The organism is Rugamonas fusca, assembly GCF_014042365.1.
GTDB lineage: Bacteria > Pseudomonadota > Gammaproteobacteria > Burkholderiales > Burkholderiaceae_D > Rugamonas > Rugamonas fusca.
In genome coordinates this window covers 92,516-106,054 of sequence record NZ_JACEZS010000013.1, presented here as the reverse complement: position 1 = coordinate 106,054, position 13,539 = coordinate 92,516, and the positions used below count along the sequence as shown (strand labels likewise).

14 protein-coding genes are annotated in these 13,539 nt (G+C 66.4%); 8 read left to right on the top strand and 6 right to left on the bottom strand.

The window, feature by feature from the left end; genetic code table 11:
• Positions 1-17: 17 nt before the first annotated feature.
• Positions 18-1,232: a 6-phosphofructokinase gene (locus H3H36_RS16050; protein WP_182219102.1), complete on the top strand. Its 1,215-nt coding sequence runs from the start codon at positions 18-20 to the stop codon at positions 1,230-1,232.
• A gap of 39 nt (positions 1,233-1,271) precedes the next feature.
• Here the strand turns inward: H3H36_RS16050 and vapC are convergent, their stop codons facing one another.
• The 3 genes from vapC to purM form a co-directional block, all read right to left on the bottom strand.
• The gene (gene vapC, locus H3H36_RS16045) at positions 1,272-1,673 is read right to left on the bottom strand and encodes a type II toxin-antitoxin system VapC family toxin (RefSeq protein WP_182219101.1); all 402 of its coding nucleotides are present in this window, start codon (positions 1,671-1,673) and stop codon (positions 1,272-1,274) included.
• A complete protein-coding gene (locus H3H36_RS16040; protein ID WP_182219100.1) occupies positions 1,670-1,864 on the bottom strand; it encodes a type II toxin-antitoxin system VapB family antitoxin in 195 nt (64 codons plus the stop codon). The genes vapC and H3H36_RS16040 overlap by 4 nt, the downstream gene beginning before the upstream one ends.
• A 175-nt stretch (positions 1,865-2,039) precedes the next feature.
• Entirely contained in the window at positions 2,040-3,083 is a 1,044-nt protein-coding gene (gene purM / locus H3H36_RS16035) for a phosphoribosylformylglycinamidine cyclo-ligase (protein ID WP_182219099.1), read from the bottom strand.
• A gap of 171 nt (positions 3,084-3,254) precedes the next feature.
• Between purM and H3H36_RS16030 the strand changes: the two genes are divergently transcribed.
• From H3H36_RS16030 to H3H36_RS16000, 7 genes are all read left to right on the top strand, one after another.
• Positions 3,255-4,337: an AI-2E family transporter gene (locus H3H36_RS16030; RefSeq protein WP_182219098.1), complete on the top strand. Its 1,083-nt coding sequence runs from the start codon at positions 3,255-3,257 to the stop codon at positions 4,335-4,337.
• Between the two features lie 48 nt (positions 4,338-4,385).
• Positions 4,386-5,054: a DnaA regulatory inactivator Hda gene (hda, locus tag H3H36_RS16025; protein ID WP_182219097.1), complete on the top strand. Its 669-nt coding sequence runs from the start codon at positions 4,386-4,388 to the stop codon at positions 5,052-5,054.
• Positions 5,054-5,725 (top strand): histidinol-phosphatase, encoded by a 672-nt coding sequence (locus H3H36_RS16020; protein ID WP_182219160.1) that lies wholly within the window; start codon positions 5,054-5,056, stop codon positions 5,723-5,725. Before hda ends, H3H36_RS16020 begins: the two co-directional genes overlap by 1 nt.
• The gene (gene pcnB, locus H3H36_RS16015; RefSeq protein WP_182219096.1) at positions 5,718-7,136 is read left to right on the top strand and encodes a polynucleotide adenylyltransferase PcnB; all 1,419 of its coding nucleotides are present in this window, start codon (positions 5,718-5,720) and stop codon (positions 7,134-7,136) included. Before H3H36_RS16020 ends, pcnB begins: the two co-directional genes overlap by 8 nt.
• A 48-nt stretch (positions 7,137-7,184) precedes the next feature.
• Complete coding sequence (folK, locus tag H3H36_RS16010) at positions 7,185-7,664, top strand: 2-amino-4-hydroxy-6-hydroxymethyldihydropteridine diphosphokinase (RefSeq protein WP_182219095.1); 480 nt, start codon at positions 7,185-7,187, stop codon at positions 7,662-7,664.
• An 87-nt stretch (positions 7,665-7,751) separates the two neighbouring features.
• Complete coding sequence (panB, locus tag H3H36_RS16005; RefSeq protein WP_375539599.1) at positions 7,752-8,624, top strand: 3-methyl-2-oxobutanoate hydroxymethyltransferase; 873 nt, start codon at positions 7,752-7,754, stop codon at positions 8,622-8,624.
• Positions 8,625-9,007: 383 nt separating this feature from the next.
• A complete protein-coding gene (locus tag H3H36_RS16000) occupies positions 9,008-9,166 on the top strand; it encodes a hypothetical protein (protein WP_182219093.1) in 159 nt (52 codons plus the stop codon).
• A 27-nt stretch (positions 9,167-9,193) separates the two neighbouring features.
• Here H3H36_RS16000 and H3H36_RS15995 read toward each other — a convergent pair whose 3' ends face one another.
• The 3 genes from H3H36_RS15995 to H3H36_RS15985 are packed head-to-tail and all read right to left on the bottom strand — an operon-like array spanning position 9,194 to position 13,442.
• A complete protein-coding gene (locus H3H36_RS15995; protein ID WP_182219092.1) occupies positions 9,194-10,561 on the bottom strand; it encodes an aspartate aminotransferase family protein in 1,368 nt (455 codons plus the stop codon).
• A 10-nt stretch (positions 10,562-10,571) separates the two neighbouring features.
• On the bottom strand, positions 10,572-11,909 hold the full coding sequence (locus H3H36_RS15990) for a glutamine synthetase family protein (RefSeq protein WP_182219091.1): 1,338 nt from the start codon (positions 11,907-11,909) through the stop codon (positions 10,572-10,574).
• A 45-nt stretch (positions 11,910-11,954) separates the two neighbouring features.
• Entirely contained in the window at positions 11,955-13,442 is a 1,488-nt protein-coding gene (locus tag H3H36_RS15985; RefSeq protein ID WP_182219090.1) for an aldehyde dehydrogenase, read from the bottom strand.
• Between the last annotated feature and the right edge of the window lie 97 nt (positions 13,443-13,539).

Sequence of the window (13,539 nt, the reverse complement as noted above, 5' to 3'; positions counted from 1 at the left end):
CTCATCGGGGGGTATGCATGTCGTCGGGAAAAATTCTGGTCGCACAGGGAGGCGGTCCCACCGCCGTCATCAACCAGTCGCTGGCGGGGGTGGCGCTGGAGGCACGCCGCTTCCACAACGTCACGCGCGTGTATGGCGCGCTGCACGGGGTGCGCGGCATCGTCAACGAGGACTTCGTCGACCTGACCCGCGAAACCAGCCACAACCTGGAACTGGTGGCGGCCACACCGTCCTCCGCGCTCGGCTCCACCCGCGACAAGCCGGACCTGGCCTATTGCCAGGAGATTTTCCAGGTGCTGCGCGCGCACCAGATCGAACACTTCTTCTACATCGGCGGCAACGATTCCTCCGACACGGTGCGCATCGTCAGCGAGCAGGCGCGGCTGGCCGGCTACCCGCTGCGCAGCGTGCACATCCCCAAGACCATCGACAACGACCTGGTGGGCAACGACCACACGCCCGGCTTCCCGTCGGCGGCCCGTTTCGTGGCCCAGGCCTTCGCCGGCGCCAACCTCGACAACGCCTCGCTGCCGGGCGTGTACGTGGGTGTGGTGATGGGCCGCCACGCGGGCTTTTTGACGGCCGCCTCGGCGCTGGGCAAGAAGTTCCCCGACGACGGGCCGCACCTGATCTACCTGCCTGAACGCACCTTCGAGCTGGAACAGTTCCTGGCCGACGTCAAGGCCACCTATGCCCGTTACGGGCGCTGCGTGATCGCCGTGTCCGAAGGCATCCATGACGCCTCGGGCGAACCGATCGCCACGCTGCTGGCCAAGGATATCGAGCGCGACGCGCACGGCAACGTGCAGCTGTCGGGCACGGGCGCGCTGGCCGATCTGCTGTGCGAGGAGATCAAGGCCAGGCTGGGCATCAAGCGCGTGCGCGGCGACACCTTTGGCTACCTGCAGCGCTCCTTCATCGGCTGCGTGTCGGACGTGGACCAGCGCGAGGCGCGCGAAGTGGGCGAGAAGGCGGTGCAGTTTTCCATGTGGGGCGACCGGGATGGCTCGGTGGCCATCAAGCGCACCGGCTTTTATTCCGTCGACTACGAACTGCTGCCGCTCGACGCCGTGGCCGGCAAGACGCGCGTGATGGAGGACGAGTTCATCAGCGCCAGCGGCACCGATGTGACGGACGCGTTCCGGCTCTACCTGCGTCCGCTGCTGGGTTCGGGTATGCCCGATGCGTTCCGGCTGCGGCCGGCGTCGGTAGAGAAGATTCTGAAGAAATAAGCCGACCAGCGGGCAAAACGCGGGCGCATGCTTGGGCAGTCACCGCGTTGGCAACGCGGAACGCAAACCGAGATGAGTGACGAACGGTTCAAAATCGCGGTCGCGGTAGAGCAGGTGATAATTATCTACTATGCAACGCGTCGCGATCACCGTGTCGATGGTCTTGCGTATCGTGACGCCGAGCTTACGCAGCGCGCGAAAATTCCTGGCTGCCTGTATCGCCACCACTCGCCCGCCCAGCTCGACGACGACCAACGACGTGAGCAGCATCTTTGCCTGGTTGAAGTCGTCATCGGTCCGGAAGCCTTGCAGGACCTCGGTCAGGATCAGATCGCCCGTAGCGAGCAGTTCGCGGCCCAACAGTGCATCAAGCGCATCGGTCTGCCGCGTTGCTATGCCGCGAAAGTAGTCAATCCAGACGCTGGAGTCGACCAGGATCACTGGTCGGTCCGCATGGCGTCAAGGTCGCCGTCCCAGGCCAACTTGCCGCGAAATTGACGTATCTTTTCCTGCCGTTTGAGGCGCAGGACCGTGCGTAATCCAAGCTCCACCGCTTCGCGCTTGGTTTTCAGGCCGGTCAGGCGCAGGGCCTCTTCCATCAAGGTGTCGTCGATCACTATATTGGTTCGCATGATGCGTAGCGCCAAAGCCAGATACGTACTGATGCTAGTCCTCATGGCGGCGGCATGCAAGGCGTAATGCTTCCCGGTCTGCGCAGAACCAAACAGGCGCAAAAAAGCGGACCGTGCGTGAGCAAAGTCCGCTTTTTCAGCGATGCTGCCGCGCCGTGCGCGGCACGCGTTGCGCTTATTTTACGATGGTCTGGTGCTCGTCACCCACGCGGGCGCGGATCACGCCGATGCGCGAGACGGTCTCGCCGGCCGCCTGCAGTTGGGCGAAGGCGGCATCCGCGTTCTCTTTCGACACGATCACGGCCATGCCGATGCCGCAGTTGAACACGCGGTGCATCTCGGCGTCGGCCACGCCGCCGTGCTGCTGCAGCCACTGGAACAGCGGTGGCATGGTCCATGCCTTCGAGTCGAGCTCGGCCACCAGGCCATCCTGCAGCACGCGCGGGATGTTTTCCACCAGGCCGCCGCCGGTGATGTGCACCATGCCCTTCACTTCCATCGCGTCCATCAGCGCCAGCAGCGGCTTGACGTAGATGCGGGTCGGTTCCATCAGCACGTCGGCCAGCTTGCGGCCGTGGAAGTCCGCTTCCAGGTCTGGTTTTGCCACTTCGATAATCTTGCGCACCAGCGAGTAACCGTTCGAGTGGGCACCCGACGAGGCCAGGCCCAGCACCACGTCGCCGGGGCAGATCTTGGTACCGTCGATGATCTTCGCCTTTTCCACCGCGCCCACGGCGAAACCGGCCAGGTCGTACTCGCCGGCCGGGTACATGCTGGGCATTTCCGCCGTTTCGCCGCCGATCAGCGCGCAACCGGAAATCTCGCAGCCCTTGGCCACGCCCTTGATGACGTCGGTGGCGGTCGGTACATCGAGCTTGCCGCAGGCGAAGTAGTCGAGGAAGAACAGCGGCTCGGCGCCCTGCACCAGGATATCGTTGACGCTCATGGCGACCAGGTCGATGCCGACCGTGTCATGGCGGTTCAGCTCGAAAGCCAGCTTGAGCTTGGTGCCCACGCCGTCCGTGCCCGACACCAGCACCGGCTCCTTGTACTTCTTGCTGATCTCGAACAGGGCGCCAAAGCCGCCAATGCCGCCCATCACGCCTTCGCGCATGGTGCGCTTGGCAAAGGGCTTGATCGCTTCGACTAAGGCGTCGCCCGCGTCGATGTCGACGCCGGCGTCACGGTAGGACAGGGAAACATTAGAAGTTTGGCTCATGGTGTATTTCGCAGCGGAGGCGGTAAAATAGAAGGCGGAGACTAATTTTGCATATTTTTTGCCACATTTGCGGCAAAACGGTCGTCAGACCCCGTGCAAATCCGGTCAATCCGCTATTTTATCAAAATGCCCCGTCCAACAGCCCTTTTTTCGCGCAGCCCATCTGAATCCATGCCATTTCCCTTCTCGGTAGAGCAAAAGCAAACGGCTTTCTGGATCGCGGTCTGGCTCGCATTCGTGCTGTTACTGGTGGCGCTGGGCCCCGTGCTCACGCCCTTCATCGCCGCCGCCATCCTCGCTTATGCCCTCAATCCCGGCGTCGATTACCTGGACCGGCTGCACGCGGGCCGCTTCGGCGTGCCGCGCGCACTGGCCGTGCTGGTGGTGCTGCTGCTGTTTTTCGCCGCCATCGGCGCCCTGGTGCTGATCGTGGTGCCCGTGCTGCAAAAGGAACTCCCCCTGCTGCAGGCCCAGATCCCGGCCTTCCTGGCCAAGTTGAACGACTTGCTGGCGCCGCACCTGCGCGCCATGGGCATCACCACCCAGCTCGACGGCGAAAGCATCCGCAAGCTGATTTCCCAGCAACTGGCCGGCGGCGGCGACGAAATCCTGTCCGCCGTGCTGGCCTCGGCCAAGGTGGGCGGCACGGCCGTGCTGGGCTGGATCGCCACCGTGGTGCTGATTCCCGTGCTGCTGTTCTACCTGCTGCTGGACTGGCACGCGCTGCTGGGCCGCGTGGCCGGCGCCGTGCCGCGCCGCTACATCGCCCGCACGCTGGCCATGGCTGGCGAGGTGGACGAACTGCTGGCCCAGTACCTGCGGGGCCAGTTGCTGGTGATGCTGGTGCTGGCCATCTACTATTCGAGCGGCCTGATCATCGCCGGCTTCGACGTGGCGCTGCCGGTCGGCATCATCACCGGGCTGCTGGTGTTCATCCCCTACCTGGGCTTCGGCCTGGGCCTGATGCTGGCCCTGATCGCGGCCGTGCTGCAATTTCCCGGCTGGAACGGGCTGGTGGCCGTGGCCATCATCTACGGTTGCGGCCAGGTGCTGGAAGGCTTCTTCCTCACGCCGCGCCTGGTGGGCGAGCGTATTGGCCTCAATCCGCTGGCCGTGATCTTCGCCCTGCTGGCGTTCGGCCAGCTGTTCGGCTTTGTCGGCGTGCTGCTGGCGCTGCCCGCGTCGGCCGTGCTGATGGTGGCCTTCAAGCACCTGCGCCGCCACTACCTGGACAGCAGCTTTTATAATGCGTGACGTGATGCAGACAACGTGGACGCAAATGACAGGAACTGGGCCTAAGCCATGAAGCAACTGGTGCTCGATTTGGGCGCGGAACAGGCGCACAGCCTTGAATCGTTCGAGGTGGGACAGAACGCCGAGGCGGCGCAGCTGATGACGCAGTTCGCCGCCCGCTCCTCGCGCGAGCACTTCGCCTACCTGTGGGGCGAGTGCGGCGTGGGCAAGACCCACTTGCTCAAGGCGCTGGCCAGCACCGACAAGGCGCGCTACATCTCGCCGTTCTCGATCGAGTCGGAGTTCGTCTATTCGCCCGACGTGGACCTGTACCTGCTGGACGACTGCGAGAAGCTGTCGCCGGTGGCGCAGATCGACGCCTTCGCCCTGTTCAACGAGATCCGCGCCAACCACGCCTTCATGGTGTGCAGCGGCGCCGTGGCGCCGGCCGTGCTGCCGGTGCGCGAGGACCTGCGCACCCGCATGGGCTGGGGCCTGATCTACCAGATCCACGGCCTGACGGACGACGAGAAGGTGGCCGCATTGAGCGCCGCCGCCGCCGCCCGCGGCTTGACGCTCTCGCCGGGCGTGTTACCCTACCTGCTGTCGCACTTCCAGCGCGACATGCGGTCGCTGTCCACCATGCTCGATTCGCTCGACCAGTATTCCCTTGAAACCCAACGCCCGATCACCTTGCCGCTGCTGCGCGAGTGGTTGCAGGCGGAAGCGAAAGAATGATGAATCTCGCCCTGTTTGACCTAGACCATACCCTGCTGCCGCTGGACTCCGACTACGAGTGGGGCCAGTTCCTGGTACGCACCGGCGCCGTGGACGCGGCCGAATTCGACCGCCGCAACAAGGAATTCTTCGCCCAGTACCAGGCCGGCACGCTGGACCCGGTGCAGTACCTGGAGTTCGCCCTCGGCACGCTGGCGCGCTTCCCGCGCCCGCAGCTGGACGCCATGCACCGCCAGTTCATGGACGAAGTGATCCAGCCGGCCATCCGCCCGTCGGCGCTGGCCCTGCTGCGCCGCCACCAGGACGCGGGCGACCTGACGGCCATCGTCACGGCCACCAACGAATACGTGACCTCGCCCATCGCGCGCGCGCTGGGGGTGGAACACCTGATCGCGGCCAAGCCCGAGACGGATGCCGCCGGCAACCTGACGGGCAAGCTGCTGGGCACCCCGACCCAGGGCGCGGGCAAGGTCGCGCACACGCGCGTCTGGCTGGAAAAACTGGGCCACACGCTGGAAGGCTTCGAGCGCAGCCACTTCTACAGCGACTCGCACAACGACATTCCGCTGTTGTCCGTCGTCACCCACCCCGTCGCCACCAACCCCAACGCGACGCTGAAAACGCACGCCGCCGCGCACGGCTGGCCATCAATCGAACTATTCAATGATTAAGAAATTCATCCGCAAAATTTTGGGTACCAAGACTAAGGGAAAACGCGACGTGGATTCGCCCGTCGTGCTGGGGCCGCAGGAACACGGCATCGATCCGCGCCTGCTGTCATCCAACGCGATCCGCGTCACCAGCACGCTGCAGGAAGCGGGCTACGAGGCGTTCGTGGTGGGCGGCGCCGTGCGCGACCTGCTGCTGGGCGTCAAGCCCAAGGACTTCGACATCGCCACCAACGCCACGCCCGAGCAGGTGCGCAAGCTGTTCCGGCGCGCCTTCATCATCGGCAAGCGCTTCCAGATCGTGCACGTGATGTTCGGCCAGGACCTGCTGGAAGTGACCACCTTCCGCGGCACCGCCTCGGCTTCCGCGCCCAAGGACGAACATGGCCGCGTGCTGCGCGATAACACCTTCGGCTCGCAGGCCGAGGATGCCGTGCGGCGCGACTTCACCATCAACGCCATGTACTACAACCCGGCCACGGAACAGGTGCTGGACTACCACGGCGGCATCGAGGACATCCGCGCCAAGACGCTGCGCATCATCGGCCAGCCCGAGGCGCGCTACCGCGAAGACCCGGTGCGCATGCTGCGCGTGGTGCGCTTCGCGGCCAAGCTGCGCTTCCACATCGAGCCGGCGACGGCCGCGCCGATCCGCGCCATGGCGCCCTTGATCGACAACGTGCCGGCCGCCCGCGTGTTCGACGAGATGCTCAAGCTGCTCATGAGCGGCCAGGCCCTGGCCTGCCTGCAGCAGCTGCGCAAGGAAGGGCTGCACCATGGCCTGCTGCCGCTGCTGGACGTGGTGCTGGAGCAGCCGCTGGGCGTGAAGTTCGTGACCCTGGCGCTCGATTCGACGGACGCCCGCATCCACGCCGGCAAGACCGTCTCGCCCGGCTTCCTGTTCGCCTCGCTGCTGTGGCACCAGGTGCTGGAGAAGTGGACCGCCTACCGCACGGCCGGCGAAATGCCGATCCCCGCGCTGCACCTGGCGGCCGACGACGTGCTCGAATCGCAGACGGAAAAACTGGCCCTGCAGCGCAAGATCGGTTCCGACATGCGCGACATCTGGGCCATGCAGCCGCGCTTCGAGCGCCGCACCGGCAAGAACCCGTACAAGCTGCTGGAACACCCGCGCTTCCGCGCCGGCTACGACTTCCTGCTGCTGCGCTGCGCCTCGGGCGAGATCGAAGGTGATCTGGGCCAGTGGTGGACCGCGTTCTACGAAGGCGACGAAGCCGAGCGCGAGGAACTGGTGGCCAGCGCCGGCCGCGGCCCGGCCGCCGGCGCCGGCGGCGCCAAGCGCAAGCGCCCGCCACGCCGTGGCCCGCGCAATCGCGGCGGCCAGGACGGCGGCCGCGAGGAAGGCGGCCGCGAGGAAGGCGCGCCGCGCGCCGTGGAAAACGGCGGCGACTAAGGCGCCAGGCGTCAACGCGCTCCGTACCAGCACCTTCGGCATGACCGTATGAACACCACCGCTTACATCGGCATCGGCGCCAACCTGGGCGACGCGCGCGCCAACGTGGCCGACGCCATCGAGCGCCTGCGCCGCCTGCCCGGCTGCACGTTGCTGGGCACGTCCGGCCAGTACCGCACGGCGCCCATCGATTCCAGCGGCGACGACTACGTCAACGCCGTGGCCAGCATCAGCACCACGCTGGACGCGGAAAGCCTGCTGCAAGCGCTGCACGGCATCGAGCAGGCCCATGGACGCGAGCGCCCCTACCGCAACGCGCCACGCACGCTGGACCTGGACCTGCTGCTGTATGGCGAGCAGCAGATCACCAGCCCCACGCTGACCGTGCCCCACCCGCGCATGACGGACCGGGCCTTCGTGCTGGTGCCGCTGCTGGCGCTGGCGCCGGACGTGGTCATCCCCGGCCGTGGCCCGGCGCGCGACTACGCGGCGGCCGTGGCCGATCAGGGCATCAGCCTACTCAGCTGAGGCCCCAAAAATTTTGCGCGCCCTGCGCGCCCACCGGCAAAGGTCTACACTAGCGCCGATGTCACTCTTACACATTCGAGGAACCCCATGTCTGGATATTTGCAAGGAACCGAAATGACGGCGAGTCAAAAGCCCGCCGCCACGCCCGCGCCGTCCAAGCCGGTCGTCACCAAGGCCGTCACCATCCCCTCGCTCAACGCACTGCGCGCGGCCGGCGAGAAGATCACCATGCTGACCTGCTACGACGCCAGCTTCGCCGCCCTGATGGACCGCTGCGGCGTGGAAGTGCTGCTGATCGGTGACTCGCTGGGCATGGTCTGCAACGGCCACACCTCCACCCTGCCCGTCACCGTGGACGAGATCGCGTACCACACGGCGGCCGTGGCGCGCGGCAGCAAGTCGGCCATGGTGCTGGCCGACATGCCGTTTGGCAGCTACGCCACGCCGGAAGCGGCGTTCAACAACGCCGTCAAACTGATGCAGGCCGGCGCCCACATGGTCAAGATCGAAGGCGGCGCCTGGCTGGCCGACACGGTGCGCTTCCTGACCGAGCGCGCCGTGCCCGTGTGCGCCCACCTGGGTCTGACGCCGCAATCGGTGCACCAGCTGGGCGGCTACAAGGTGCAGGGCAAGACCACCGAATCGGCCGACCTGCTCAAGGCCGACGCGCTCAAGCTGCAGGCGGCCGGCGCGGCCATGCTGGTGCTGGAAGCCATCCCCACCCAGCTGGGCAAGGAAGTGACGGACCTGCTGGCGATCCCGACGATCGGCATCGGCGCCGGCCCCGATTGCGCCGGCCAGGTGCTGGTAATGCACGACCTGCTGGGCGTGTTTCCCGGTCGCAAGGCGCGTTTCGTGAAGAACTTCATGGAAGGCCAGACCAGCATTGCCGCGGCCGTCAGTGCCTATGTGCAAGCCGTCAAGGACGGCAGCTTCCCCGCCCTGGAACACTGCTTCTAAGTAAAATTAACGGCAAGCAAAATCGGGGACGTAACACGGTTTTCCCGCATGGGAAAACCGTGTTACGTCCCCGATTTTGCTTGCTGTTAATTTTTCGTCTTGGTTTTGATTGTCCATGACAGCGCTGTTCCGGCTGTCCGCTCCCGCTGTTCGCACTGTTGCGTCCTGCAACAGCCGGAATAAACCGTGCCAGCCCGCGTCCCGGGCAGCATGGTTTTTTTCGGGCCCGCCCGCCCCTGCGCCATGGGTCATGCAAGCACAGGCATGAACCTTGCTCCCCTTGATGGTAATCAAATAAACCAGGGCGTGGGTTCACTCTGCCGCCCAGCCTGGTCCCTCTCGATCGTTACTGTTGGCAGGATGGCGCAAGCCGGGAGAGCATCATGGAAAAGGTCAAGCAACCCAGCAAGGAACAGGTTCGGCAATACATGGAACAGCGCCGCGCGGCCAACGATCCGCCGCCGTCGATGGACGAAATCCGCCGCCAACTGGGCTGGCAGATGATCGTACTGCCGCCGCTGCCGGACTGGAAGGTGGCATGATGCGCCACCTTCCCCGTCCGCGCGCCGTCACACCAGCGCGGACAGGCAGCGCTCGAAGCCGTCGAGCAGGCGCGCCACGTCCTGCGCCGTCGTCTGCGGGCACACCAGCAGCATGTTGTGGAATGGCGTGATCAGCAATCCCCGGTTGAGCAGGTACAGGTGGATGATCTGTTCCAGCTCGCCGTCGAGTATGGCCCCCGCCTCGCTGCCGTTGCGCGGCGGCTGGGGAGAAAACTGGAACTCCGTGCGTGCCCCCACCTGCGTCACGCACCACGGCAGTCCGTGGCGCGCAATGGCGCCGCGCAGGCCGGCCGCCAGCTGGTCCGCCAGCGCGAACATGGCCTCGTAAGCCTGCTCCGTCATCACCTGTTCCAGATTGGCGCGCATGGCGGCCATGGCGAACATATTGGCGCTCAGCGTCGTGCCCACGCCGGAATGTCCCGGTGGCGCGTCGCGCTTGGCCCGCTCCACCCGCCGCGCCACATCGGCCGTGAAGCCGTACACGGCGCACGGCACGCCGCCGCCGATTGGCTTGCCCACCACCAGCGCATCGGGCGCCATGCCATGCGCGCGCGCGTAGCCGCCGGGGCCACTGCTGATCGTATGCGTTTCGTCGATCACCAAGAGCGTGCCATGGCGGCGCATGATGCGCTGCGCTTGCTCCCAGTAGCCGGGCTGCGGCAGCACCATGCCGATGTTGGTCATCACCGGTTCGGCCAGCACGCAGGCCACGTCGCCGGCGGCCAGCGCCGCGTCCAGCGCGGCCAGGTCGTTGAATTCCACCACCACCGTGTGCCCGGTCAGCGGATAGACCTGGCCCAGCAAGCTGTCGCGCTGCACGGGCACGCCGTCCACCAGGTCCACGAACACGTCGTCCACCGTGCCGTGGTAGCAGCCGTTGAACACGAGGATCTTGCTGCGGCCCGTGGCCGCGCGCAGCCAGCGCAGCACGAAGCGGTTGGCGTCCGAGGCCGACAGCGCGAACTGCCAGTACGGCAGGCCGAAGCGGCGCGCCAGCTCCTCGGCCACCGGGGCCGCGTCCTCGGACGGCAGCATGGCCGTGTAGCCGCGCGCGGCCTGGTGCGCGATGGCGTGGGCCACGGCCGGCGGCGCGTGGCCGAACATGGCGCCCGTGTCGCCCAGGCAGAAGTCGGTGTAGGCGTGGCCGTCGGCGTCCGTGAAGCTGGCGCCGCTCGCCTCGTGCACGGTCAGCGCAAATGGCGTGGACCAGTCGTTCATCCAGTGCATGGGCACCCCGAACAGCAGATGCTCGCCCGCGCGCGCGGCCAGCGCCTGCGAAATGGGATTGCGGGCGATGTAGTCGGCCCGTTCGGCCGCCGCCAGCGCCTGCGCCCTGGCCAGGTTGACACCGTGGCGTGTGATGTTCCCGGTCATCGCGCGCTCCTCACACCAGCAGCATCAGGTGCTCGCGCTCCCACGAGCTGATCACGCGGCTGTAGGTGGCGAACTCCAGCTCCTTCACTTCGCAGAACGCCTGCACGAACAGTTCCCCCAGCACCTCGCCCAGCGCCTTGCATTCACGCAGGCGCTGGATGGCGTCTTCCAGGTTGCGCGGCAGTTCGTTGTGCACGTGTTCCGCGCTGTCGGCCGTGGGCGCCGACGCCGTGAGCTGCTCCACCATGCCCAGGTAGCCGCAGGCCAGCGTGGCGGCCATGGCCAGGTAGGGATTGACGTCCACGCCCGGCACGCGGTTTTCCAGCCGGCGGTTGACGGGCGTGGAATTGGGCACGCGGATGCCGCAGGTGCGGTTGTCGTAACCCCAGCGCACGTTGGTGGGCGCCGACATGAAGCGCGACAGGCGGCGGTAGGAATTGACGTGCGGCGCCAGCAGCAGCGTGGCCGGCGCCGTGTATTTTTCCAGCCCGGCGATATAGTGGAAGAACAGCGCGCTGGCGCTGCCGTCGTCGTTGCTGAAGATGTTCTTGCCGGTCTCCGTATCGAGCACGCTCTGGTGGATGTGCATGGCGCTGCCCGGCTCCGTCTCCATCGGCTTGGCCATGAAGGTGGCGAAGATGCCGTGCCGTAGCGCCGTCTCGCGCACGGCGCGCTTGAACAGGAACACCCGGTCGGCCAGTTCCAGCGCGTCGCCATGGGTGAAGTTGATCTCCATCTGGCCCGCGCCCGCCTCGTGGATCAGCGTTTCCACGCCCAGCCCGTGCAGCTTGCAAAAGCTTGATAACTCAAGGAAAAAGGGATCGAAGTCATTCACGGCGTCGATCGAATAGGACTGGCGGCCGGACTCCGTCTTGCCGCTGCGGCCCAGCGGCGGCACCAGCGGCTCGTGCGGGTTGCTGCTACGCGCGACCAGGTAGAACTCCATCTCCGGCGCCACCACCGGCTGCCAGCCGCGCGCCGCGTACAACTGCAGCACCTTGCGCAGCACGGCCCGCGGCGACAGGCCGACCGGCGTGCCGTCGAAATTCTGGCAATCATGGATCACCAGCGCCACGTTCTCGGCGGCCCAGGGCACCTGGCGCAGCGTGGCCAGGTCCGGCACGCAGATCATGTCCGGGTCGGTCACGCCCGTGTAGGGCGTGTTGTTGGGCTGTTCGCCGTTGACGGTATTCAGCAGCACGCTTTTCGGCAGCCGCATTTCGCCTTCGCTCAGGAACAGGTCCTTGGGCAGGATCTTTCCCCTGGCGATGCCGGTCATGTCGGCGATCACGCATTCCACCTCGTGGATATTGCGCTCGCGCAGAAAGTCGCGCATGGCTTGGGTCATGTCATTCTCCTGTCGCAGCAAGCTCCACCGCGGGCTGCCATGGGTTCAACCGATCTGGATCCAGGTGGTCTTGAGCTCCGTGTACTTGTCGAACGCGTGCAGCGACTTGTCGCGCCCGTTGCCCGATTGCTTGTAGCCGCCAAAGGGCACGGTGATGTCGTCGCCGTCGTACTGGTTCACGTGCACGGTGCCGGCCCGCAGCGCGCGCGCCGTCTGGATCGCCTTGCTCATGTTGGCGGTCCACACGGCCGCCTGCAAGCCGTAAGGCGTGGCGTTGGCCTGGCGCACGGCGTCGTGGATGTCGGTGAAGCTCAGTACCGACAGCACGGGGCCGAAGATCTCCTCGCGGGCGATCTTCATGCCGTTGTCCACCTGGTCGAACAGCGTGGGCTCCACGTAGAAGCCGCCGCTGGCCGTGCGCGCCTGCGCGCCGCCCGCCAGCAGCCTGGCGCCATCCGCCTGGCCCGCGTCGATGTAGCCGAGCACCGTGTTGAGCTGGGTGGCGTCGACGATGGCGCCCATCACCGTGGCTTCGTCCAGCGGGTCGCCCGGCTGGAAGTCCGGCATCATGGCCAGCGCTTTTTCCAGGAAGCGGTCGCGGATGGACGCTTCCACGAACAGGCGCGAGGGCGCGTTGCAGCTCTCGCCCTGGTTGAAATAGATGGAACCGATGGCCGCGGCCACGGCGGCATCGAGATCCGGACAATCGGCGCACACGATGTTGGCCGACTTGCCGCCCAATTCGGTCCAGGCCCGCTTCAGGTTGGACTGGCCGGCCATCTGCATGATCTGCTTGCCGACCTTGGTGGAGCCGGTGAAGCCGATGCAGTCCACGTCCATGTGCAGCGCCAGCGCGGCGCCGGCCTCGTGGCCATAGCCGGGCAGCACGTTGAATACGCCGGCCGGAATGCCCGCCTCCAGCGCCAGTTCGGCCAGCCGCAAGGCCGTCAGCGGCGACTTCTCGGACGGCTTGAGCACCACGCTGTTGCCGGCCGCCAGCGCCGGCGCGATCTTCCAGGCCGCCATGATCATCGGGTAGTTCCACGGCACGATGGCGGCCACCACGCCCACCGCCTCGCGCGTGATCAGGGCCAGGCTGGCATCGGCCGTGGGCGCGATCTGGTCGTAGACCTTGTCGACCGCTTCACCGTACCAGCGCAGGCAGTTGGCCGTGGCGCCCACGTCCACGCTCTGGCTGTACTTGATCGGTTTGCCCATGTCCAGCGTCTCGAGCAGGGCCAGTTCGGGACCGTGCTGCTGTACCAGGTCGGCGAAGCGGATCAGCACCCGCTTGCGCTGGGCGGGCGACTTGCCGGCCCAGCGCCGGTCCTCGAACGCGGCGCGGGCGGCGGCCACGGCCAGGTCCACGTCGGCGCCATCGCAGCGCGCCACCTGCCCCAGGTGGCGCCCATCGACGGGCGACAGCTTGTCGAAGCGCTGCTCCGACCTGGCCCACACGCGCTGGCCGCCGATGAAGGCGCGGCCGTCAATCGTGAGCGCGGCGGCGCGCTCATGCCATAGTGTGCTGCTCATAGGTGCTCCTCCTGAACTGGAAGCTGATCAGCGTCGGCACGCCGATCACCTGCTGGTCGCGGCGCTGGACCGCGTCCGGAACAACGTTCCCGCCCGG